Genomic DNA, 24,209 nt, shown 5'->3' on the forward strand with positions numbered 1-24,209 from the left:
GATCTACACATTGATGATCACCACACCATTGAAGATACCGCTTTGGCTCTTGGTCAAGCTTTGAAAGAAGCGCTGGGTGATAAGCGCGGTATCGGTCGATTTGGCTTTAGCTTGCCGATGGATGAGTGCTTGGCGCAATGCGCCTTAGATCTATCTGGTCGCCCATATCTTAAATTTGATGCCCAGTTCTCTCGTGAGCAGGTGGGGGACTTGTCTACAGAAATGGTCGTTCACTTCTTCCGATCTTTGACCGACACGCTCGCATGTACACTGCACTTATCTTCTTCTGGCGATAATGATCACCACATCATTGAGAGCTTGTTTAAGGCCTTCGGCCGTACACTGCGTCAAGCCATTAAGGTAGAAGGTAACGAGCTGCCAAGTAGTAAGGGAGTCTTGTAATGGCCAACAGCAAACAAAATGTAGTCATTATTGATACCGGTTGTGCCAACGTGTCTTCAGTCAAGTTTGCTATTCAGCGTCTTGGCTACGATGTCGTTATTTCTAAGGAGCCTCAAGTGGTTCTTAGTGCTGACAAGCTGTTTCTGCCAGGTGTAGGCACGGCAAGTGAGGCGATGAAAAACCTTCAAGAGCGCGATCTTATTGAACTGGTCAAGCAGGTGGAGAAACCCGTTCTCGGTATTTGTCTAGGTATGCAGCTATTGGGCAAACTTTCACAAGAAAAAGGCCAAAAGGCGGACGAGCTTGTTGAGTGCTTAGGCCTTTGTGAAGGGGAAGTAAAACTTCTGGAGACAGGTGACTTACCTCTTCCTCATATGGGGTGGAATACCGTAAAGGCGGTGGCTGGCAATCCGCTGTTTAATGGGATTGAAGAGGGTGAATACTTCTATTTCGTTCACAGTTTTGGGATGTCTGTTGGCGACTACACCATTGCCGAATGTGAGTATGGCAAACCGTTTAGTGCTGCGATACAAAGTGGCAACTACTACGGCGTACAGTTTCACCCAGAGCGCTCGTCAAAAGCCGGTTCAAAACTGATTCAAAACTTCTTAGAGTTAGTGTAATTCCTTACTAACAAGAAGTTATCGATAGAATTTATCAGCTTCACACGGTCGTGAGGCTTTGAAGGAAATGATTGTGATTATTCCAGCATTAGATTTAATTGAAGGACAAGTGGTTCGCCTATATCAAGGCGATTATGGTCAGGTTACTGAATACAAAGTAGATCCGGTTGAACAGTTCAACCTTTACCATCAAGCTGGAGCAAATTGGCTACACCTTGTCGATCTGACTGGCGCGAAAGACACATCAGCGCGCCAGCTTGATTTAATTGCCAAACTACTAGCAGGAACGCCAGCAAACATCCAGATTGGTGGTGGTGTGCGTACTGAGCAAGATGTCGTTGATTTGCTTGAGGCCGGTGCTCAACGCGTTGTCGTTGGTTCGACAGCGGTTAAACAGCCAGAGTTGGTCAAAGGGTGGATGGAAAAATACGGCGCTGAGAAAATTGTGCTAGCACTCGATATTAACATTGACGAAACCGGTACACGTAAAGTCGCCATCTCAGGTTGGCAAGAAGATTCTGGCGTCACCATTGAAGCGTTGATTAATGATTATCTCACTGTGGGCCTAAAACATGTGCTTTGCACTGATATTTCACGTGACGGCACGTTAGCAGGCAGTAATGTTGAACTCTATGTAGACCTGTGCAAGCAGTACCCACAAGTGCAGTTTCAGTCTTCAGGTGGTATCGGTAGCCTTGCAGATATTGAAGCACTAAAAGGCACAGGCGTATCGGGCGTGATTGTTGGACGAGCGTTATTAGATGGTAAATTTACCGCAGAGGAGGCATTCCAATGTTGGCAAAGCGAATAATTCCTTGTTTAGATGTCCGGGATGGTCAAGTGGTGAAAGGCGTTCAGTTCCGGAACCACGAGATTATTGGTGACATCGTTCCGTTAGCTGCACGTTATGCAGAAGAAGGCGCAGATGAATTAGTATTTTACGATATCACTGCCTCAAGCGATGGCCGTGTGGTGGATAAAAGCTGGGTAGCGCGAGTGGCAGAGGTGATTGATATCCCATTCTGTGTCGCTGGTGGTATTAAGTCTGCTGAAGATGCAGCACGTATCTTAGAATTTGGTGCTGATAAAGTGTCAATCAACTCACCAGCATTGGCTAACCCTGAATTGATTACCGAGCTCGCGGACAAATTTGGTGTTCAGTGTATTGTCGTCGGTATCGACTCCTACTTTGATAAAGAAACGGGTAAGTATCAGGTGTATCAGTTCACCGGTGACGAATCACGTACTAAAGCCACTAAGTGGGAAACCCGCGACTGGGTTCAAGAAGTACAAAAGCGTGGTGCAGGGGAAATCGTACTTAACATGATGAACCAAGATGGGGTGCGAAATGGCTATGACATTGAGCAGCTTAATATGGTTCGCGAAGTGTGCAAGGTACCTCTAATTGCTTCTGGCGGTGCGGGTGCGATGGAGCACTTTGCAGAGGCGTACAACAAAACCAATGTTGATGGTGCGTTGGCCGCTTCCGTATTCCACAAGCAGATCATCAATATCGGTGAGCTTAAGCAATATCTAAAACAACAAGGTGTGGAGATCAGACTATGAGTGAAGCAGCAGTAGCGCTCACCGAGCGTATCGACTGGGAAAAAGTAGATGGTCTTGTACCTGCTATTATTCAGGACTTTCAGTCTAGCCAAGTTCTAATGATGGGGTATATGAACCCAGAAGCGTTGGAAAAAACTTTAGAAACTGAGCAAGTGACCTTTTTCTCTCGCACTAAATCCCGACTTTGGACGAAAGGAGAAACGTCAGGCAACGTACTCCAGCTTCGTAACATCGCTCTAGATTGTGACAACGATACTGTACTTGTCAAAGTGGACCCAATTGGACCAACGTGTCACACAGGTACGACTACGTGTTTTGATGGTGACCCACAAGAAGAGTCTCAAATGGTGTGGCTTCATCAGCTTGAGCAATTGCTTGCCGCTCGAAAAGATGCGGATCCGCAATCTTCTTATACCGCGAGCCTCTATGCCCGTGGTACCAAACGTATTTCGCAGAAAGTGGGCGAAGAGGGCGTTGAAGTCGCGCTTGCGGCAACGTCGGGTGACAAGGCGGAGCTAGTATGCGAATCAGCAGACTTAATCTATCACCTAATGGTTTTACTTCAGGACCAAGGCCTATCGATGAATGATGTGGTTAATAAGCTGAAAGAACGCCATAAGTAAAACACGCTCTCTAATTTATGAGCCAATAGGGTTTAACCTTGTTGGCTTTTTTTGTTTTTGCTTCTTTCTAAATAGCCGAGTGCCTAATTAACTTAAATTTTCGAAGTACGTCGAGAGGTAGTGGAATAATTGAAAACTTTGCAAAGCCAGCCATAGTGAGAATGCTGAAAATAATACCTGTTGCGAATTGAAAAGGTGCACTCATAGACTCGGTTATTAGCCAGTGAGTCGAAATTGCCAATGCTGAGATCGTAAGGGCAGAGAGCCACGCCATGTGGCAATAAGGCAGAAACTCAAGAGATTGACTTGCTTTGTATAGCATCATGAGCCGGGCTGTATAAGCGATAGTAAGCACCAAAATAACCCCCAATAATCCCCAAATAGGCACCAACACAAAATACCCAATAACCGCAATTGTGGCACAAATGCCCTGAATCCACATTTGTGCCTTACTGGAATCACCACTGTAGCAGCCCAAATTTAAGTAATCGCCGGCGTTTTTAATTACGCCTATAACAAGGAGTGCAACCAGAAGTGTACTTGCTGATTGATAGGTGGTTGGTAGTATCAAAGTAACGAAGCTCGGTGCGGTTAGAATCATTACAGTAGCAAGCAAGATTGCAATGTTAACACCGAGAACTGCCTTATTAGCACACTCTTGTTTACCATTGGCTCCGTTTAGTATCGCGACTCGATTAGGAAACCACCACAGCGCGTAGGGCTGGAGAGCAAGTCCAAGTATTAGAGCAAATTTAGCACTGACGGCATAGATAGCGAGTTGTTCCACACCAACAAAACTTGCAAGGAACCAACGATCAAGTCCATTAATCATATAGACTGATGCCCCTCCCACAAGTACGGGCAAACCAAAACTCAAAATTAGACGTGACGATCCTAAATAACCAAAACTCCCCATTTGACTCCATTGATACTTGAGTAAGCACATTAGCAGAAGCAAGCTAGAACAGGCAGCTGATATTAATACACCATCGATACCAAACCCTGCTTCGAGTAGAACGAAGGTCATCATCGCTTGAACGAGCGCTTTAATGACATTAAGAATACAGAAGCGTTTCGCCATGGCATTCATACGCATTAATGTTAACGGGATGGATATTGCGCCATCGATCATGGTTGGAATGAGCAGTAATAAAATCTGGTAGCTTTCGAAGGTAACAGGCAAAGCGTGAATCAACCAGGGGAGGGATATTCCAATGAGGCTACCGCCAACAATACAAACGATGATACTTAACGTAAAGCAATTTGAGATAAGCTGCTGTTTCTCGGCACCTTCTGCGGTACCAATATATCGATACATGGCATCGACTATGCCAAAACTGAATAGAATAGTACCTATGTCTGCGAGTAACACTAAAGCCTCTAGTGAACCATACTCGGCTAGCGACAACTTATGTGTGATGTAGGGAATCATGATGAGCGACACCCCTTTCATCATCAAGATGCCGACGGCGTAGTAAGCGGATTGCTTCAGCGAGTTCATGATGCCGACCTATCTGGTTGAATAATGATGCTTTTACAGTCTCCTAGTAGACTGCGTAAACGTCGTTTTTCTGGAGCCAAGGATAGTGAGCGTAGGTCAAGTATGATCGCCGATAAAGGTTGATTCAGACAGCGGTGGTAGTCTGCATAACCTTCAAGAATGCGTGCTTTTGAACTTCGTAAAGCAGAGGAAGAAATATTCCAATAGAGGTGAGCGGATGTGTACCTGTGCAAGATGGCTTCTAAAGATTTTAAGTTACGTAGCCGATTATCGTCGGTCTGAGTAGTTGAACCTTGACGCATGACATAGCCCACTTCAATAGAGTTCACCACACCGAATGGGTGTTGCTCGCAAATGCGTAGCCACAAATCGAGATCTTCTCCGTACTCTAAACTGGCATCGAAAGGTGCGATGTCTCGAAAGATCTCAGCCTTAATCATTACCGTTGAAGTACCAATGACGTTATTTTGAAGGACAAACTCCAAGGCATCGTCCATCACTATATATTGGCGACTGTCAGACTGAAACTGATTCCAATAGCCAAAGCAATCGACGATGGCTTTGTACTGTTCGGTGACGTGTTGATAGTTGGTAAAGGTAGCTGCAAGCTCGGGGTGGCATTGATGAAAGTTGAGTTGTTTCTCTAACTTGGTAGGCATCCAAAAATCATCAGCATCAAGGAAGGCAATGTAATCTCCGCTAGCTCTGTTAATTCCCAAGTTTCTAGCCCCGGAAGCACCAAGACCTGATGTCGTAATTATCTGCATTCGAGAATCATTGATGCTGTTCAGATACTTGGAGGTGTTGTCCGTGCTGTTGTCATCGACAACAATCACTTCAATGTCCTGATGTGTTTGGGAAAACACACTTTCAATTGCTTTAGGCAAGTACTTAACGCAATTGAAAGTTGGAATGATAATCGAGATTTTAGCCATATCCTTAGCTCTCTTATATGCAGCGGTATAAGACAAGTAGCACTATATATGCCAAGACTGATATTGTTTTAAAACATGAGCTTATGATTACCTATCGCAAATTGGAGGTTTTCAGTTAGCTAAGAAGTGTCAGATTAGGCAAATTGAATATCGAATTGCGAATAGAGCGATATTTAGACGATAAAAGGTTGTTTAACAAGCCTTGTGACTTTGGTGCGTATCTTGCTTAGAACAAAAGACAGAGTCAGAATTTGGGACGGAAGAATGAAGAAAACCGCGTTTATTGCACCGACATACCCGGTGCTGAGTGAGACTTTTATTCAAACAGAAGTGGATTCGATTAGAGAATGTGGGCATCCCGTCTGTGTGTTTGCTTTTGAGTTGGAAGAAACGCAATCGACTTTTGATTATGACGTTATCAAAATCGGTGAAAACTTCCGTTTGTTCGCACTGGCGCAGTTTAAGTATAAAAATTTGCTAACGGCAGCGCAGTTTGTTCGTAATCAGAGTTCACTTCCTATGCGTTCATTACTCGTTTATGGAGCCAAGTTAGCCACTCAACTCGCTGAGCATAATGTTGAGCACGTTCACGCTCACTTTTGTCAGCATACCACGGCACACGCTATTGTTGCAGCAAAGCTGCTTGGTATCAGTTGCTCTTTTGTTGCACATGGGCACGACGTTTATGAATCCCCTTTCGATGTCGGAGAGAAACTTGCCGCCTGTGACTTCGCTGTCGCTGTTTGTCGTGACATGCTGGATGACTTCAAAAACATGGCAGGTAAAAATATCAAATTGTTACATTGTGGAGTGAAAACGGAGCAGTTTACGTACATGCCTAAAATACCTCGTCCCGAAATCTCACTTGTCTTCTTAGGCCGCCTAGTGGAGCAGAAAGGTGTTCAACATTTGTTGGAAGCGATGGCTCCTGTGGCAGAAAAGCTCAATATTTTCCTCGATATTGTTGGGACAGGTGACTTAGAAGCAGAGTTAAAACAGCAGGTACAACGACTAGGTTTATCCGATAGAGTCCGCTTTTGTGGAGCAAAGCCTCATGATTGGGTGACAAAGTCCCTGCCTAACTATGATTGTTTAGTCGCACCATTTTGTATGGCCTCTACGGGTAATGTAGATACGGGGCCCCTTGTCCTTAAGGAAGCTATGGCGGTAGGTACGCCTGTTATCACTACAGACATCATGGGGTGCAAAGAAATTGTGACGCCAGAGACGGGCTTCGTTGTCCACGAAAAAGATGTCACAGCGCTTAGGGCGAGCATTGTGCAGTTTTCCCAGCTCAGTTTTAGCCAAAGAGTGATAATGGGGCGATTGGCGCATGAGCGCGTCCAAGTGAACTTCAACGCGCAGTTACAGGCCAGAAAGTTGTCTCGCTGGATAGAGAATCCAGTTTAACGAATGTACCTTGCGTTGATGCTGACGTGCCAACGATGCAGTTGTCCGTTAGGTTTCTTTATCCATAAATCATTATGATACTCGTAGATGCGGCCATTAACGGTGAGGGTGAATCCATTGTCTTTGATTTTTTCTAACTTTGTGAATTGGTCGGAAGTGACTAGGAAAGGCTCACTGTTATTTATTGGAGTTGCGTCAGATAACACAAAGTAGGCGTATTTGGGACCAGCATCGGGGTCGGTGGAATGAATTCTGTGGGCAACGAGTTTGAATTCATCACTCAAAGGGACGTTGAGAGTTTGTTTACCCATTGTTTCGTGAGTAGGTATAAAAACCCATGAGAGGGTTGCGATGATGGCAAGTAAGACCACGCTGAAAGCTAGGAGTAATTTGTTCATAAGATACGAGTTGAAACGAAGGATAGAGAACCAGTGCCAAGCTTACCATTGAAGGAAAGGGAGTGCGAAAAATTATCTGGTCGCAGGAGGGACCCACGACCAGTAGATGCTTTAGATAGTAGAATTATAAGGTTCGCGTTTAGGGCAAGTGCCGAGAATTTCTCTTCGCCCAGACTCCTTCACTTCTTCTAAAATGACATCGAACCCCCAAAGTCGATAAAGGTGCTTCAAGACTTCGTCATGGCCTTTATCCAGAGGAATGCGATTATGTGGAACATGTTGTAATGTAAGTGAGCGGTCTCCTCGAACATCCACATTATAGACTTGGATGTTCGGTTCGAGATTACTCAGGTTGTATTGCGCTGCGAGTTTTTCACGTATCTGGCGATATCCCATTTCATCATGAATAGCGGAGACTTCGACGAAGTTCTTTCGGTCATCATCGAGAATGGAGAAAAACTTAAACTCACGCATTAAATGTGGAGATAGATATTGGCTAATAAAGCTCTCATCTTTGAAATTGTGCATAGCAAAATGCATAGCATCCAGCCAATCACTGTCAGCCAACTCTGGGAACCATTCTCTGTCCTCGTCCGTTGGTTCTTCACAGATGCGCTTAATATCCCTAAACATTGCAAAGCCTAGAGCGTAAGGGTTTATGCCGCTAAAATAGGGGCTGTTATAAGCGGGCTGAGCAACGACACTGGTGTGGCTGTGCAAGAATTCGAGTATGAACTTGTCAGACACCAGACCTTCATCATACAGATGATTTAGAATGGTGTAGTGCCAGAAGGTTGCCCAACCTTCATTCATTACCTGTGTCTGTTTTTGCGGATAAAAATATTGGCTTACTTTGCGCACGATCCTTACGATCTCACGTTGCCACGGTTCTAGTAGTGGGGCGTTCTTTTCAATGAAGTAGAGGATATTCTCCTGAGGCTCACTTGGAAAGCGTACCTTTTGGTCTTCTTCTGGTGTTCGGTTTTGAGGTACAGTGCGCCACAGGTCATTGACTTGAGACTGCAAATAGGCCTCACGTTCTTCTTGGCGAATCTTTTCTTCTGCAATTGAGATTTTTTCTGGACGTTTATAACGGTCCACACCGTAATTCATTAAGGCATGGCACGAGTCTAGAATTTGCTCGACCTCTTCTTCACCATACTTCTGCTCGCAGTCAGCAATGTATTTCTTAGCAAAAAGCAGGTAATCAATAATAGAACTAGCATCTGTCCATGTTTGGAATAGATAATTGCCTTTAAAGAAGGAATTGTGGCCGTAACAGGCATGTGCCATAACTAGCGCCTGCATGGTGACTGAATTCTCCTCCATGAGATACGCAATACATGGGTTGGAGTTGATTACGATTTCATAGGCCAAACCCATTTGGCCATGTTTGTACCCCTGTTCAGTCTGGATGAACTTCTTACCAAATGACCAGTGATTATAGTTAATGGGCATCCCTATACTCGAATAGGCATCCATCATCTGTTCTGACGTAATGACTTCGATTTGATTAGGGTAGGTGTCGAGACGGTAATGCTCTGCGACACGCTTTATTTCTTTGTGGTAGCGTTCCAACATATCGAAAGTCCAATCAGGACCGTCTGGAAGTACCTTCGACTTCACTTTAGTATCTGTCGTCATATGCGCGTCTCCCTATGCGGTCTCTTTTTGAAACAACTCCCTAAACACAGGGAATATGTCTTCAACAGAACGAATGTTCTTCATTGCAAAGTTGTCGAATTCATTCTCTAACTTTTCATATTCATGCCACAGTGTTTGGTGTGTCCTACGAGTAATTTCGATGTAAGAGTAATATTGGCAAGCTGGTAACAGTTTATTGACGAGTAATTCACGGCAACGAGGTGAATCATCAGCCCAGTTATCTCCATCTGAAGCTTGCGCTGCATAGATGTTCCATTCTCCAAGAGGATAACGGTCTTCTACAATTTCCTTCATCAATTTGAGAGCACTTGAAACGATGGTGCCGCCAGTTTCTTGAGAATAGAAGAATTCGTGCTCATCGACCTCTTTCGCTTGGGTATGATGTCGAATAAACACCACTTCAACGTTCTCATAGGTGCGTGTTAAGAATAGATACAGCAACACATAGAAGCGTTTAGCGATATCTTTGGTTGCTTGGTCCATTGACCCAGATACATCCATCAAACAAAACATCACTGCTTGGCTTGAAGGAACTGGACGTTTTTCATAGTTTTTAAAACGAAGATCGAAGGTGTCGATAAAAGGCACGCTATCGATTTTTTTGCGAAGCTCGGCTATCTCTTCTTTAAGTCGGTTTTCCTCAATTGGTTTAGCTGGCTCGCTCATCTGGACGTCATCAAGCTCTTTACACAGTTCATCGAGCATACGTCGTTTGCCCGCTGTCATCGCGGTACGTCGCGCTAACGACTGTTGTAAGGAACGAACAATGGCAATGTTAGAAGGCATACCAGCAGTTTGATAACCTGCTCGATGCGTTTTCCATTCTTTAATTTTGTTGATTTGATTCTTTTTGAGGTTCGGTAGTGCGAGATCTTCAAACAGAATATCGAGATATTCATCTTTAGAAATCTGGAACACGAACTCGTCTTCACCTTCACCGTCAGGACTCGCTTCTCCCTGGCCAGAACCACCACCCTGTCCGCCTTTCGGTGGACGTTCAATTTTGTCTCCGGTGATGAATTGATCGTTACCAGGATGAACGCGCTCTTTCACGCCCCCTTGGCCTTGATGGAAAATCGGTTCGCTAAGGTCTTTTGCAGGAATCGAAACATCCTCTCCAGTCTCAGTATTGGTAATGGAGCGGCGATTGACGGCATCGGTAACCGATTCTTTGATTTTTTGTTTATGCCTGCGTATGAAACGCTGTCTGTTAACGGCACTTTTGTTCTTGCCGTTCAAGCGTCTATCGATAAATTGTGCCATGAGTTACTCCCTGTATTCCTCTCACCAAACAGCCACCGAGCTTTCGCTCGGGGCTGAGATAAACAGTCAGGTGTACTTATGAGGATTTACGAACTCTCAAGTACCACTCAGACAGCAATCGTACTTGTTTCTCGGTGTAGCCTTTCTCCATCATACGATTGACAAAGTCGTCGTGTTTACGCTGGTCTTCGGATGATGTTTTCGCATTAAATGAAATGACAGGTAGCAGCTCTTCCGTATTGGAGAACATTTTCTTCTCGATAACCGTGCGAAGTTTCTCGTAACTTGTCCAAACTGGGTTTGAACCATTGTTATTAGCACGAGCACGAAGTACAAAGTTAACGATCTCATTTCGGAAATCTTTAGGATTACTAATACCCGCAGTTTTTTCGATTTTCTCTAGCTCTTCGTTAAGTGAAGCACGGTCGAATAGCTGGCCTGTTTCTGGGTCACGATACTCTTGGTCTTGAATCCAGAAGTCGGCATAAGTGACGTATCGGTCGAAGATATTCTGGCCGTACTCTGAGTATGACTCCAAGTAAGCGGTTTGAATTTCTTTACCTATGAATTCCACATAGCGAGGGACTAGATAACCTTTAAGGAATTCTAAATATTTCTCACCCACTTCTTGTGGGAACTGTTCACGCTCAATTTGCTGCTCAATGACATAGAACAGGTGCACAGGGTTCGCTGCGACTTCAGATTGGTCGAAGTTGAATACTCGTGACAAGATCTTAAAGGCGAAACGAGTAGACAGGCCAGACATGCCCTCATCGACACCGGCATAGTCGCGGTATTCTTGATAACTCTTAGCTTTAGGATCGGTATCTTTTAATGTTTCACCGTCATAAACGCGCATTTTCGAGAACAGAGATGAGTTTTCTGGCTCTTTTAGGCGCGATAGTACGCTGAATTGACCCAGAAGCTCTAGGGTGCTTGGTGAACAAGGTGCTTTTGAGAGCTCACTATGATCAAGAAGTTTCTGGTAAATTTTAACTTCTTCAGAGACGCGCAAGCAATATGGTACCTTAACGATATAGACACGGTCCAAGAATGCTTCGTTGTTCTTGTTATTACGGAAGGTTTGCCATTCTGATTCGTTCGAGTGAGCCAATATCATACCGTCGAACGGCAGGGCTGAGAGTCCTTCAGTACCGTTATAGTTACCTTCCTGTGTTGCGGTTAGAAGTGGGTGCAAGACTTTAATCGGCGCCTTGAACATTTCCACGAACTCCATCAAACCTTGGTTTGCGCGGCACAACGCACCTGAATAGCTATACGCATCTGGATCGTCTTGTGAGAAGTGCTCAAGTTGGCGAATATCAACCTTACCCACTAGAGCGGAAATGTCTTGGTTGTTCTCATCTCCGGGTTCAGTTTTAGCGATCGCAACTTGGTCTAAAATAGATGGTCTAACTTTAACCACCTTGAACTTAGTGATGTCGCCGCCAAATTCGTGTAAGCGTTTAGCTGCCCAAGGTGACATGATTGAGCGCAGGTAGCGTTTCTCAATACCATATTCACTTTTCAGTAGGTCGCCATCTTCTGAAACATCGAACAGACAGAACGGGTGATCGTTGACCGGACTGCGCTCGCCGTTGGCAGATAGCACGTAAATAGGCATCTTTTGCATTAGTGCTTTAAGTTTCTCTGCAAGCGAAGATTTACCGCCACCTACTGGACCTAGAAGGTATAGTATTTGTTTTCTTTCTTCTAGACCTTGAGCGGCATGCTTGAGATAAGAGACAATTTGTTCGATGGCATCTTCCATGCCGTAGAAATCTTCGAACGTTTTGTAGCGAGAAATAATGCGGTTTGAAAAAATACGACTTAAGCGAGGATCCTGAGCGGTATCAATAACCTCAGGTTCACCGATTGCGAGTAAAAGACGTTCTGCTGCATTGGCGTAAGCACTCTTGTCGTCTTTACATAGAGATAAGAATTCCTTGATAGATAATTCTTCATCTTTTGCGGCTTCGTAGCGCGCTTGATAATGATCGAAAATACTCATAGCTGATTCCCCTTAAACCTGCAAAGCTGACCATTGACAGATATACAATGCGACTCCATGTCATTTTTAAGACTAGTAGGGTTTTCAGATTTATGCTTATCAATTATGCATTTATTTACAAAACTTCCTTAATTTAGTCAGATGATTACCCTCCAGTCTCAACTTTTATACGTGAGTCCCGATTATTAGATTAGACCGCTTGATACTAAGAAAAATTACGTAAAAAAAGCCCTCTGCCTAGATAGGAAGAGGGCTTTTTGATAACTGATTGTTTTAACGCGTTAAAGTTAGGCGTTGAAAATCTGTCTGAATTCTGCTGCTGATAAGTGGTATTGACGTGGGCAATTTCTCCATGTCACCAACATACGACGATATTTCTCAAGCATCGGCACATGGCTATTAAAGTGGTGATCACCTTTGTCGAATTGTGGGTAAAGCCCTTCAGAATCGAGCAAGAATCGAACATAATTAACCAATTGTGCTTCGGTCGCGATATCAAACCCTAAGAACTGCAAACGACGTTGGTCTACATCGTTACGCTCTTCATCTGAAAGCATCTTATTGGATTCTTGCATGGCGTGGTACATTTCCATGATGTCGATTACTTCACGACACTCATCTTCAACTAAACAACCATACTCTTTGTTCATTTCACGCATTTGCAGTTCATAACCACGTTCTACAATTGTTTGTAGGCGTTTATACTTTTCTGCGTTTTCTGGCGTTAGCTTAGCCATTAGATAATATTGATTAGATAGGATTAGACGTTGAGCATTTGTCATTTCCATGGTGAAAAGCCTCACTAAAAAGTCATCATTATAAGTTTACGAATGAATTCGCTATACCGACAGGTTATCAGCTTCTCGATATTGTGTAACATGATCTCAACACGTATTTATTACAAAAAAACGCGCTTTCTAGCGCGTTTTTTTCGTGTCAAAAGATTTCCGAATCTACGGTTAGTACTTAACGGTATCAGTATATTGAAGAAGAATATTTTGGATGTTATCCATAACTTCTTTAGTCGGCGGCTGCGTCCCTTCAAGAGGGTACTCAAAACCGAGCGCTTCCCACTTATGTGCGCCTAACTTGTGGTATGGCAACAGTTCGACTTTCTCGATGTTGTCCATATCTTTAATAAACTCACCAAGCATGTGGGCGGCTTCTGGATCGTCCGTATAACCAGGGACGACAACATAGCGAATCCATGTTTTTTGGCCAATTTTGTGTAGATAACGAGCGAAATCTAATGTGCGGCGATTAGATACACCGATGAAGTCCTGATGAATTTCATCTTTCATGTGCTTGATATCGAGCATCACTAGGTCGGTAGCATCCAAAACTTCGTCGATAACATCAGTATGCTTACGGATGTAGCCGTTTGTGTCCAGGCAGGTATGAATGCCTTCCGCTTGAGCTGCACGAAAGAAGTCACGGACAAACTCTGGTTGAAGCATGGCCTCACCGCCGGAACAAGTAATACCACCACCAGATGCATTCATAAAGTGGCGGTAGGATTTTGCCTCGGCGATCAACTCGTCGACGGACACTTCTTTGCCGTCATGAGTATCCCAAGTATCACGGTTGTGGCAATACATACAACGCATGAGACAGCCTTGAAGAAAGACAATAAAACGGATCCCAGGTCCATCGACCGTACCGCAGGATTCGAATGAGTGAATGCGACCAGTTGTTGACATATGCTCTTCTCTACTTACTTATTTTTAAGCGTCATTTTATTACAAAATGGGCCCCTACAACAGGAAAAGTGGTACCCCATTCATAGTCTGTATCGATCAAAAACCGACTTCTGTTGCCCACAGTGAAATAATGTTATAGCGTTGTTAATTATATTATTAATACATGGTACATAGATTGCTAGCTTGCTTACATTAAACCGGTATCAACTGGTTTCGTCTGTTGCAGATACTATCGGTCGGGAGACCGGCATGCTTGTCGTCACAAGGGGAAATACATGGAAGTAGCCTTATCACAAAAACAAAAAACTGCCTTTTCGATGATCACTCTTTGGTCAGGGTTCATCATTTTGGTGTTTTTTATTTTTAACTCACTCTCCAGTTTAAGCGAGAAATTCACCAGTAGTAGTGAAATGGAGCGAGCCAGTGCACATTTAGCCTCTACTCAAGTGTTGCTGATGGATACCGTTAATCGACGAACCACACTAGTGGCGGGCGGCATGGATGCGTTTGAAGATAGCATGGACCGATTAGAAACCAGTGCGGAGCAAGACCTAGCATTCTTGAAGCAAGCTGGTTTGACTACTGAGAGTGATAATGTTTCCAGTACCTTAGAATCTTTTATTTTTAATTTAAGCCCGTGGCTTACCATCAAATCAGAGTTAGGTTTCTCCGTGAATGATGGATTGCTACAACAGCTACAGCAAAATAACGCCAAGATCGATGCCGCGATCAAAGAAACAGGTATGGTGACGCTGACTTCAGATTTTCAGAAAGTAGTGACTAGTTTGCAGGAATACTTAATCCAGCCCAGCGAACAAAACGAAAAAGGTTTCAAGCGAGCTCTCGCAGGATTTGTTAACGCATCTAATACCTATGCCATGTTGGAGCTGTATGAGAATGAAGTCAAAGCGTTGGAACTCGGCTTTGCGCGAGTGGTTGAGCTGTCAGGTACTTTGGTTGGTTTAGAGCAGAAGTTAGACCAAGCTCAGGCGATTACATTGGAGGCCTTTGACAAGGCCGCTCTAGCACTTAACCAACAAGCACTTTCATTAGGCAATCAAGCCGCCGATGTATCGAGCATGACTAAGGTTTCTGTCGGTATCGCTTGTGCTTTATTAGCGCTATTTACTACAGCTATCTTCCTGACATTAAATGTCTCTTTGGCTCGTTCGTTAAAGCAAACACTGTCGGCACTTAAACTGGTAGAGCAAGGTGATCTTTCGACACGTCTTGCCGTGAGTAACAATCATCGTGATGAGTTCAACCAACTTAAGCAAGCCATCAATGTGAGTTGCGAAAACCTAGGGACTCTGGTTGACGGTGTTAAAACCAACAGTCAGCAACTTTCGAACAGTTCTGGTGAGCTAGACAGTGGAATCAATCAATTAAGACAGCACCAAAGTCAGGTTATTGAACAAACACAGCTATTGGCGTCTGCGACTGAAGAGGTGAGTGTTACCACACAAGAAATTTCTGGTTCTTTAGAGTATGTGGCAACCATTAGTAAAACCTCAGCAGAGTCTGCGCAAGTTGGTGGCGAAGTCATTGTCGATACCATCGCTGCTTTTGAACAAGTGGGCACTATTCTGGAAGAAGCCGCTACCCATATCGAACAACTGGAGCAAGCTTCCCAAAAGATAGACTCAGTGATGGAAATCATTAATGGTATCGCTGAGCAAACCAACCTGTTGGCACTTAATGCCGCCATTGAAGCGGCGAGGGCAGGAGAGCAAGGTCGAGGTTTTGCCGTGGTGGCAGATGAAGTGCGAAGTCTTGCGGTAAGGACAGTACAAGCGGTAGAGGAAATTTCTGGCACGATAGACACAATGAAACAGGAAAGCACTCAAGTCATTCAGTTTATTGCCCAATCTGACAGTTCCATGCAGTCTGGTCGAGAGCAAGGTAATCAAGCGAAAACTGCACTTGAAGAGATCATGAATAAGGCACAAGAAGCAAGCTCTCAAACTGAAGTGATTTTTGCCTCTGTTAAGGAGCTAGCGACAACTTCGCAGTCTATGGCGAGCAACATGGCTCAAATCAGTGAGTCTATGGGTGAACTTGAGTCGAGTAGTCAGAGTTTGAAAGAAACCAGTGATGGGGTAGACAAGCGCTCTACCGAGCTGTATCAAGAATGTGAGAGATTCAAGACGACGTAACAAAAGTTATAGTTTAAGGAAAATATCTATGAAATAGGCACCTAGGCAAGTGCCTATTTCATTTTAGAAGAACGCAAAAAGAGAGACTCCTCCATTGCCATAGATGGACTTGGACGCTTCTTTATATTCTGCCGACTTAGAACCGACAAAGGCACTGATACCTACATAGGTGTTATACCAAGTTACACCAAGGACGGCCTCACCTTGCCAGGGCTGCAAAGTGACATCGTAAGCATCACGTGGCTCGGGTATTCCAGGTCTATCTCCTTGAATAGTAAGATCGTTAAATCGGTAGCGGGCTTTGAGACCAAAATAAGTAAACCAGCCCTTATTAGAGGCGCCGATCATCCCGGCCTTAAACGGGTTTTCTGTACTGATGTTTGCAGAACCGAAGTTACCTCCAAGTTCTGAACCAAAGCGAAACATCATCCCCGTGGAAACATCACTTCTAAAATTCCCTAGGTTTGCTTCGGTGACGTTCGAGACTTCCCATCCAGTATCGCCAAAAAGCGCTTCGCGCTTCCAATTTAGATGAGTTAAATAACCAATACTGCCTGCGACTTGATCTTCAATCTGATATTCCCAGCCTTTTGGGTCTGCTGAACCCACAATCGAATGCACTAGTTGTTGAGCTTTATCCGCAAATGACCCTTCACCAGTGCTACCTAACGTGAGATTAAAACGCTGTGCCTGTTGAGGGTGCAAACTAATGTAATTCAATTCACCATGGAAATAACCTGCATAGGGGCGTTCATTAGCCAGAGGTACAGTGGCCTCAATATCCGAAGGGGTCCACATCTTATGCCCAAGCTGAAATTCAAACTTATCAAGGGAAGCGGCTCCCCAATAAGACAGACTAAGTGGTCTGAAAAAAGACCAAGGGGTCATGGCACTGCTGGTATAGGAAAGAAAAATACCGTTGGTATAGTCTTCGTCTGTACCAAAAACACCGTCATTGTCGAGTGAAAATGAGACGGTAGAACGTTCAGAGGCTAAGGCAACACTGCTGACAAAAATCAGAGGTAAAATGGAGGCTGCTTTCATGATGTGTCACTCTCTTCAAATACGGCTAGTAGAGATGCTTTATTATTAAGTTGAGTGTGACACGAACGAAAAAGGTTAGTCAGTGATCTATAGATGAAAAAGTATCTCTAACGTAGGTAAATTGTAAACAATCCTTAACCAGTGGGAACTTAGTACTTTTGTTATAGATAAAAATGAAAAATAGATAGAAATAAAAAAACCCCGCCGAAGCGAGGTTTTTATCTCAATCAGTATAATCTGAGATTATAGAGATTCAGTAAACGTACGTGCGATTACGTCAGCTTGTTGCTCTGCAGTTAGAGAGTTGAAGCGAACAGCGTAACCAGATACACGGATTGTTAGCTGAGGGTATTTCTCAGGGTGCTTAACAGCGTCTTCTAGAGTTTCACGGTTAAGAACGTTCACGTTTAGGTGTTGACCACCTTCAATGCCAGCTTCGTGGTGGAAGTAACCATCCATTAAGCCTGCAAGGTTAGCACGTTGGCTGTCTTCTTCTTTACCTAGAGCGTTTGGAACGATAGAGAAAGTATAAGAGATACCATCTTTAGCGTGTGCAAACGGTAGTTTACCTACAGAAGTAAGTGAAGCTACAGCACCTTTCTCGTCACGGCCGTGCATTGGGTTAGCACCTGGTGCGAAAGGAGCGCCTGCGCGACGACCATCTGGAGTGTTACCAGTTTTCTTACCGTATACCACGTTAGAAGTGATAGTTAGGATAGACTGAGTAGGCACAGCGTCACGGTAAGTTTTCAGTGAACGGATCTTGTTCATGAACACTTCTACTAGTTCACAAGCGATGTCATCTACGCGAGCATCGTTGTTACCGAATTTAGGATAGTCGCCTTCGATTTCGAAGTCGATTGCAACACCGTCTTCGTCACGTACTGGCTTAACTTTAGCGTACTTGATAGCAGCTAGAGAGTCAGCAGCAACAGAAAGACCAGCGATACCACAAGCCATAGTACGGCGAACGTCACGGTCGTGTAGAGCCATTAGTGCAGCTTCGTAGCTGTACTTGTCGTGCATGAAGTGGATGCTGTTTAGTGCAGTTACGTACTGCTTAGCTAGCCAATCCATGAAGTGGTCTAGTTTGCCCCATACATCGTCGAAGTCTAGAACTTCGTCAGTGATCTTAGGCATTTGTGGACCAACTTGAATCTTAAGCTTCTCGTCTACACCACCGTTGATTACGTATAGTAGAGTCTTAGCTAGGTTCGCACGAGCGCCGAAGAATTGCATGTGCTTACCAATAACCATTGGAGATACACAACATGCGATTGCATAGTCATCAGACTCGAAGTCTGGACGCATTAGGTCATCGTTCTCGTACTGGATAGAAGAAGTATCGATAGATACTTTTGCACAGAATTTCTTGAAGCCTTCAGGTAGCTGCTCAGACCAAAGTACAGTGATGTTTGGCTCTGGAGAAGGACCCATAGTGTATAGAGAGTTTAGGAAACGGAAGTTTGAACGCGTAACAAGCGTACGACCGTCAAGACCCATACCACCCATAGACTCAGTAGCCCAGATTGGGTCACCAGAGAACAGATCATCGTACTCAGGAGTACGTAGGAAACGAACCATACGTAGTTTCATTACGAAGTGGTCGATCATTTCCTGAGCTTCAACTTCAGTGATCTTACCTTCAGCGATGTCACGCTCAATGTAGATATCTAGGAAAGTAGAAGTACGACCTAGAGACATTGCAGCACCGTTTTGAGACTTAACAGCAGCTAGGTAGCCGAAGTAAGTCCACTGAATAGCTTCTTGAGCTGTTTCAGCTGGGCGAGAGATGTCGCAACCGTATTTCTCAGCCATAACTTTCATTTGGCCAAGTGCACGGTGTTGCTCTGCAATTTCTTCGCGAAGCTGCATAGTCATTTGAAGATCTTCGCCGTTCTCGAAACGCTCTTGTAGAGAAGCGAATTGAGCTAGCTTGTCTTGCATTAGACGGTCAATACCGTAAAGCGCCACACGACGGTAGTCACCGATGATACGACCACGACCGTATGCATCTGGAAGACCAGTTAGAACGCCTGACTTACGGCATTTCATGATGTCTGGAGTGTAGATATCGAAAACACCAGCGTTGTGAGTTTTACGATATTCAGTGAAGATTTTCTTAACTTGTGGGTCTAGTTCGCGGTTATACGCTTTGCATGAACCTTCAACCATACGGATACCACCGTTAGGGATGATTGCACGCTTAAGCGGCGCTTCAGTTTGAAGACCTACGATAGTTTCAAGATCTTTTTCGATGTAACCTGCATCGTGAGCAGTGATGGTAGAGATAACTGAAGTATCAAAATCAACTGGTGCGTGAGTTGAGTTTTCTAGTTTGATACCTTCCATTACCTTAGCCCAAAGCTTGTTAGTTGCTTCAGTACCTTCAGAAACTAGGAAAGACTCGTCACCCTCGTATGGAGTGTAGTTCTTTTGGATGAAATCACGAACGTTAACTTCGTTTTGCCACTCACCTGCAGCAAAACCTTCCCAAGCTTTAGCAAATTGCTCTGCCATGACATACCTACCTTTTTAGTAGAAAAAACACGTACTGTACGCTATTACGCATGTTCACCGGAGGATGAACCAGTACACTTGAATAAAAATATCTATAACCACTTAGGGTTAGTATGGATATAGATATTGTCATTCCCTACGTTAAAATCAAGCTTACACTAAAAATAATTTGTAAAACTTAAACTAAATCAATAAAAGTTAAAAAAGTTTGATAAAAATATGGGCAGTGAATGTCACTGCCCAAATAATCAACTAGATATTATAGGAAAGCTGGAATGCCGTACTGGCCTTCTAACATACCTACAGCTAGCATCGCTACTAAGCAGATAACGAACACACCCACAGGGATGACAATCTTATCTACAAAAGATAGACGAGAAGCACGTTCTTTGTCACCAATTAGACCATTATTATCTAGGAACATGGTCAGCGCCCATGCTAACACTGGGTTAGCAACGACTGACGCAAAGATACAGATACCTGCCGCTTGTGAATCCTTAGTCTCTTTTACCATCTGCATACCAGCTTCAAGTAGAGGAAGGAATACACCCACTAGTAGCGCCACGCGCATTACTGGAGGCCATACTGCTACGTCCATTGGGAAACCAAGAATAGCAACAATGATACATAGAGAACCAAGTAGAATCGCACCCGCTGGAATTGGACGCTTAGCGATCGCCGCTGGGATCATATAAGTACCCCAAGAAGACGTGATGTTACCACCACCAACCGCAGTACCTACCATTTGACGGATTGAACACATAGTCATGGTGTCATCTACATCCATCAGTACTTTTTCAGTCTTACGTGGGTAGTTAAGTTCTTGGAAAATACGGTGACCAAGGAAGTCAGGTGACCACATCGCAACCGCTAGAATCGCGAACGGTAGTGAAGCAATGAAGTGTTGTAGGTTAGGTAGACCTAGCATCCAACCTTCTTCTGTGCTACCCCACCAGTAAACTGGGTTTAGGTTAGGAAGACCCATTTCAGTTTCGAACGTTAAGTCGAAACCAGCACCTAGACCAAGGGCTAATAGAAGGCCTGTAACGGCACAAACCGGAATAGCAAGCCAACGCATGTTGATCTTAGCGAGGTATGCGTACACAGCGATGTTGATGCCAAGTACGACCAAGCCAACATAACCCATGCTGCCTGCTTCAACACTCGCAGATTGCAGACCTACTGCCCATTCTTGTATGGAACCGATTTGGCTCATCGTACCGGTGAAGCCGAGGAAGATTAGCAAGCCCCCCGCCGTACCTTGGGAGGTGAGGTTTACAAGCTTCGAGCCACCTTTGAAGTAACTTAGCAATAGGCCGAACACACCAAGCAGGATTGCAAGAGCAAGAGGGTGAGCACCAGCAAGCGCGATAGAACCGATAAGTGGGATCATCGGACCGTGGTTACCAGCAAGGTTAGCTCTTGGGTTAATGAAACCTGATGCAAGAACACAGAAAAGAAGTGCTGGAATTAGCATTTCTACACGTGCAACTTCGATCGCAAACTCTTTCCCAAGGTTTACGTGATCCCAAGCAGCGGTTAGACCGTCAGCCCATGACATCATTACTGCAGAGTACATCGCAATAATGCCGATGGTACCAGCAAGAGCAGGTACTAAATCTTCTAGTTCAAAACGGAAGTCGCGGCCTGGTAGGTTTAAACCAAAGCGGCGCGGTTTCATGATTTGAAGTTCGTGGTCTAGGTATTCAGAGCGGCTGGCAAACTCGGATGCTGGACGGTGAAGCTCTTGATAGCTCTTAGTCTCGATATCCGAATCAGAATGCGCTTTGTTAACTGCGTCTGACATAGATTCCTCATATATATAAAAAGTTAGTCGTTTGGCTTGATAAACGAACTGGTTCACACCGACTTGGCTAGGCTGCTGCACGTTAACAACGTGCTAAGAATAGACGAGATTCCTAAAAATGGGGTGAATAATTCGTGCTATATCAATGGAGCCGAGTCTAACAAGCAACACTAAGACCTTGATTGATCTTGATCACTTTAAGAAAAAATGTGAAAGAAAACTACAACAGTTGTTTGAATCAGCGCACTTTATTAACAGTGATCGTAAGCGACTTTCAATATGAAAATTTTATGAACAATAAGGTTTAGCGTGAGTTTATTGTGTTATCGAACAGTGAAGAGTCGAGTGAGAGAGAGGCGGAGTATATCTGTCAATCGTGGCGAACCGAAGACGTTGAGGAGTACGTCTGTCTATAAATCATTAAAAGCGATGGGCTGCAAGGAGGCTGTATCGTTCGTTAACAGTGCTCGTACTCAGTATTTTGATCTAACTATCAAAAAACTCAACTAGCTCATTATCGTTGCTAATGTGTCATTAGCTAGGCTTATGTTCTGATTCAAGTTGTATATGCAGATATAAGGTCTAAATAATGATTGTTTAATGTAACAATTGCGCAATAAAGTTGCGGATGGCATAAAAAATCACCAGTGACTAATTGTGCAGCATTCAGTAAAGATTATTCACAATTATAAGTTATAAACTCTTTAAATTGCATAAATCGTCAGATACAATCGCTGTGTAAAGAATAAAAACAGGTTAATAGTTTGTTGCAAACTGTACATTGTAGTGCTAGCTTGTATCGAACAAATAAAAGGTCGGAGTACCTTTCGCCTCTAATAATAGGCATAGCAGTCAATAATATACAGGGAGCACAAGCGCATGAATGATGTACCAGCGCTGGACATAAAAGAACTGCACAAGACCTTTGGTCAAAATGAAGTTTTAAAGGGGATTTCCCTTTCTGCACATAAAGGTGATGTCATCTCGATTATTGGCTCATCTGGTTCTGGAAAAAGTACATTTCTTCGTTGTATCAACCTTCTTGAAACACCCACAGAGGGCGAAATTTGGGTTAACGGTGAGTTAATCGAAATGAAGCGTAATCGTTCGGGTGAATCTCTTCCTGCCAATGAAAAACAAGTCCAGCGAATCCGTTCTCGCTTGGCCATGGTATTTCAAGGTTTTAACCTATGGTCTCATATGACGGTGTTGGAAAATATTATTGAAGCACCAGTTCATGTTCTAGGCGTCCCTAAAGCTCAAGCTATCGAGAATGCAGAACTGCTTCTTAAAAAAGTCGGCTTGTATGAGCGCAAAGATTATTACCCAGGACACCTTTCTGGTGGCCAGCAGCAACGTGCTGCTATCGCTCGTGCATTGGCGGTTGAGCCCGAAGTTATGCTTTTCGATGAACCAACATCGGCTTTGGACCCAGAACTTGTGGGTGAAGTACTGGGTGTAATGCAAGATCTTGCTGAAGAAGGTCGCACCATGTTGGTCGTTACTCACGAGATGGCATTTGCCCGTGACGTTTCAAATCATGTGATGTTCTTACACCAAGGTCTAGTTGAAGAGCAGGGCGATCCTGCCAAACTGTTTACTAACCCGGAATCTGAACGTTTACAGCAATTTATCTCATCCATCTACTAATATAGAGGGTGGTATACCGGAACCTAGGTTCTGAGAACAATCAAACAAACACAACATTAATAACAAAAATCTCAATCACAGGAGTATGGAAATGAAAAAGTGGTTAATGGTAGCAGCACTTGCTGCAACAGCGGTAACTGGAGTAGCACAAGCTAAGGAATGGAAAACTGTGCGCTTTGGTATTGAAGGTGCTTACCCTCCATTTAGCTGGACTGAAGCTGACGGTTCACTGAAAGGCTTTGACGTTGATATGGCAAACGCATTATGCGAAGAGCTTAAAGCGAAGTGTGTGATCGTTCCTCAAGATTGGGATGGCATCATTCCTTCACTATTGGCGCGTAAATATGATGCAATCATCGCAGCAATGTCTATTACGGAAGAGCGTAAAAAGAAAGTTGACTTCACTGGTAAATACGCACAAATCCCTAACAAGTTTATCGCTAAGAAAGGTGCTGGCTTGGACTTTGATAACCTAAACGGTGCGAAGATTGGTGTACAGCGTGCAACTACACACGATAAGTACCTAACAGATAACTACGGTGACCAAGTGGAAATCGTTCGTTACGGCTCTTTCGATGAAGCATACTTAGATCTAGCAAATGGTCGTATCGTTGCTGTTCTTGGTGATGCATCGGCTCTTGAAGAAGGTGTAATCAATAAAGATGGCGGTGACGCGTACGAGTTCGTTGGTCCTTCTTTAACAGATCCTAAGTGGTTTGGTGAAGGTATGGGCATCGCAGTTCGTAAACAAGATAAAGATCTAACTAAGCAACTTGATGAGGCTATCAAATCTCTACGTGAGAAAGGTAAATATCAAGAGATTGCAGCTAAATACTTCAACTACGATGTATACGGCGACTAATCATTTAGCTTAAACAACGATAAGGGCTTGAGCTAGTCTCAGGCCCTTTTACTAAAAAGCGTGTCACAGGTGT

19 protein-coding genes and 1 pseudogene are annotated in these 24,209 nt (G+C 44.0%); 9 read left to right on the forward strand and 11 right to left on the reverse strand.

The features are described 5' to 3' along the window. The 5 genes and pseudogenes from AWH66_RS06410 to hisIE all read left to right on the forward strand — a co-directional run. Positions 1–402: pseudogene (locus tag AWH66_RS06410) on the forward strand (bifunctional histidinol-phosphatase/imidazoleglycerol-phosphate dehydratase); the annotation flags it as partial. Further along, positions 402–1,025: an imidazole glycerol phosphate synthase subunit HisH gene (gene hisH, locus AWH66_RS06415; protein ID WP_063605616.1), complete on the forward strand. Its 624-nt coding sequence runs from the start codon at positions 402–404 to the stop codon at positions 1,023–1,025. The pseudogene AWH66_RS06410 and the gene hisH, both read left to right, overlap by 1 nt. Positions 1,026–1,098: 73 nt before the next feature. After that, positions 1,099–1,836 (forward strand): 1-(5-phosphoribosyl)-5-[(5-phosphoribosylamino)methylideneamino]imidazole-4-carboxamide isomerase, encoded by a 738-nt coding sequence (gene hisA, locus AWH66_RS06420; RefSeq protein ID WP_062460411.1) that lies wholly within the window; start codon positions 1,099–1,101, stop codon positions 1,834–1,836. After that, complete coding sequence (gene hisF, locus AWH66_RS06425) at positions 1,818–2,591, forward strand: imidazole glycerol phosphate synthase subunit HisF (RefSeq protein ID WP_006074116.1); 774 nt, start codon at positions 1,818–1,820, stop codon at positions 2,589–2,591. The genes hisA and hisF overlap by 19 nt, the downstream gene beginning before the upstream one ends. Next, positions 2,588–3,214 carry a bifunctional phosphoribosyl-AMP cyclohydrolase/phosphoribosyl-ATP diphosphatase HisIE gene (gene hisIE / locus AWH66_RS06430; RefSeq protein ID WP_006074118.1) on the forward strand — a complete coding sequence of 209 codons (627 nt, stop codon included), beginning with the start codon at positions 2,588–2,590 and terminating at the stop codon, positions 3,212–3,214. The genes hisF and hisIE overlap by 4 nt, the downstream gene beginning before the upstream one ends. Before the next feature lie 67 nt (positions 3,215–3,281). Here hisIE and AWH66_RS06435 read toward each other — a convergent pair whose 3' ends face one another. Together AWH66_RS06435 and AWH66_RS06440 are read right to left on the reverse strand one after the other, a co-directional pair. Further along, positions 3,282–4,715 carry a lipopolysaccharide biosynthesis protein gene (locus AWH66_RS06435; RefSeq protein WP_063605615.1) on the reverse strand — a complete coding sequence of 478 codons (1,434 nt, stop codon included), beginning with the start codon at positions 4,713–4,715 and terminating at the stop codon, positions 3,282–3,284. After that, positions 4,712–5,650 (reverse strand): glycosyltransferase family 2 protein, encoded by a 939-nt coding sequence (locus tag AWH66_RS06440; protein WP_063605614.1) that lies wholly within the window; start codon positions 5,648–5,650, stop codon positions 4,712–4,714. Before AWH66_RS06440 ends, AWH66_RS06435 begins: the two co-directional genes overlap by 4 nt. A 264-nt stretch (positions 5,651–5,914) precedes the next feature. On the opposite strand from AWH66_RS06440, the gene AWH66_RS06445 reads away from it, so the two are divergent. Beyond that, on the forward strand, positions 5,915–7,060 hold the full coding sequence (locus AWH66_RS06445) for a glycosyltransferase (RefSeq protein WP_063605613.1): 1,146 nt from the start codon (positions 5,915–5,917) through the stop codon (positions 7,058–7,060). Here the strand turns inward: AWH66_RS06445 and AWH66_RS06450 are convergent. The 6 genes from AWH66_RS06450 to pflA all read right to left on the reverse strand — a co-directional run bounded on the left by AWH66_RS06450 (position 7,057) and on the right by pflA (position 14,097). Beyond that, complete coding sequence (locus AWH66_RS06450; RefSeq protein WP_063605612.1) at positions 7,057–7,458, reverse strand: hypothetical protein; 402 nt, start codon at positions 7,456–7,458, stop codon at positions 7,057–7,059. The genes AWH66_RS06445 and AWH66_RS06450 overlap by 4 nt on opposite strands. A gap of 111 nt (positions 7,459–7,569) precedes the next feature. After that, the gene (locus AWH66_RS06455) at positions 7,570–9,102 is read right to left on the reverse strand and encodes a SpoVR family protein (RefSeq protein ID WP_038230078.1); all 1,533 of its coding nucleotides are present in this window, start codon (positions 9,100–9,102) and stop codon (positions 7,570–7,572) included. 12 nt (positions 9,103–9,114) lie between these two features. Beyond that, positions 9,115–10,386, reverse strand: coding sequence for a YeaH/YhbH family protein (locus AWH66_RS06460; protein WP_006074131.1), 1,272 nt, complete (start codon positions 10,384–10,386; stop codon positions 9,115–9,117). Between the two features lie 76 nt (positions 10,387–10,462). Continuing rightward, the gene (locus AWH66_RS06465; protein WP_006074135.1) at positions 10,463–12,397 is read right to left on the reverse strand and encodes a PrkA family serine protein kinase; all 1,935 of its coding nucleotides are present in this window, start codon (positions 12,395–12,397) and stop codon (positions 10,463–10,465) included. Between the two features lie 287 nt (positions 12,398–12,684). After that, positions 12,685–13,185, reverse strand: a complete 501-nt coding sequence (locus AWH66_RS06470; protein ID WP_063605611.1) for a YfbU family protein — start codon at positions 13,183–13,185, stop codon at positions 12,685–12,687. Between the two features lie 171 nt (positions 13,186–13,356). After that, entirely contained in the window at positions 13,357–14,097 is a 741-nt protein-coding gene (pflA, locus tag AWH66_RS06475) for a pyruvate formate lyase 1-activating protein (RefSeq protein WP_063605610.1), read from the reverse strand. Between the two features lie 275 nt (positions 14,098–14,372). On the opposite strand from pflA, the gene AWH66_RS06480 reads away from it, so the two are divergent. Continuing rightward, positions 14,373–16,253 carry a methyl-accepting chemotaxis protein gene (locus tag AWH66_RS06480; RefSeq protein WP_063605609.1) on the forward strand — a complete coding sequence of 627 codons (1,881 nt, stop codon included), beginning with the start codon at positions 14,373–14,375 and terminating at the stop codon, positions 16,251–16,253. 63 nt (positions 16,254–16,316) lie between these two features. Here AWH66_RS06480 and AWH66_RS06485 read toward each other — a convergent pair whose 3' ends face one another. The 3 genes from AWH66_RS06485 to AWH66_RS06495 all read right to left on the reverse strand — a co-directional run bounded on the left by AWH66_RS06485 (position 16,317) and on the right by AWH66_RS06495 (position 21,624). Beyond that, positions 16,317–17,297, reverse strand: coding sequence for a lipid A deacylase LpxR family protein (locus tag AWH66_RS06485; protein ID WP_063605608.1), 981 nt, complete (start codon positions 17,295–17,297; stop codon positions 16,317–16,319). A gap of 243 nt (positions 17,298–17,540) precedes the next feature. Next, a complete protein-coding gene (gene pflB / locus AWH66_RS06490) occupies positions 17,541–19,817 on the reverse strand; it encodes a formate C-acetyltransferase (RefSeq protein ID WP_062460295.1) in 2,277 nt (758 codons plus the stop codon). Between the two features lie 259 nt (positions 19,818–20,076). Beyond that, a complete protein-coding gene (locus AWH66_RS06495) occupies positions 20,077–21,624 on the reverse strand; it encodes a DUF3360 family protein (protein ID WP_031494604.1) in 1,548 nt (515 codons plus the stop codon). 879 nt (positions 21,625–22,503) lie between these two features. Between AWH66_RS06495 and AWH66_RS06500 the strand changes: the two genes are divergently transcribed. Next, complete coding sequence (locus AWH66_RS06500) at positions 22,504–23,274, forward strand: ABC transporter ATP-binding protein (RefSeq protein ID WP_006075027.1); 771 nt, start codon at positions 22,504–22,506, stop codon at positions 23,272–23,274. 91 nt (positions 23,275–23,365) lie between these two features. Continuing rightward, positions 23,366–24,136, forward strand: a complete 771-nt coding sequence (locus AWH66_RS06505) for an ABC transporter substrate-binding protein (RefSeq protein ID WP_063605607.1) — start codon at positions 23,366–23,368, stop codon at positions 24,134–24,136. Positions 24,137–24,209: the final 73 nt, after the last annotated feature.

It is taken from the genome of Vibrio barjaei (assembly GCF_001639065.2).
GTDB classification, from domain to species: Bacteria; Pseudomonadota; Gammaproteobacteria; order Enterobacterales; family Vibrionaceae; genus Vibrio; species Vibrio barjaei.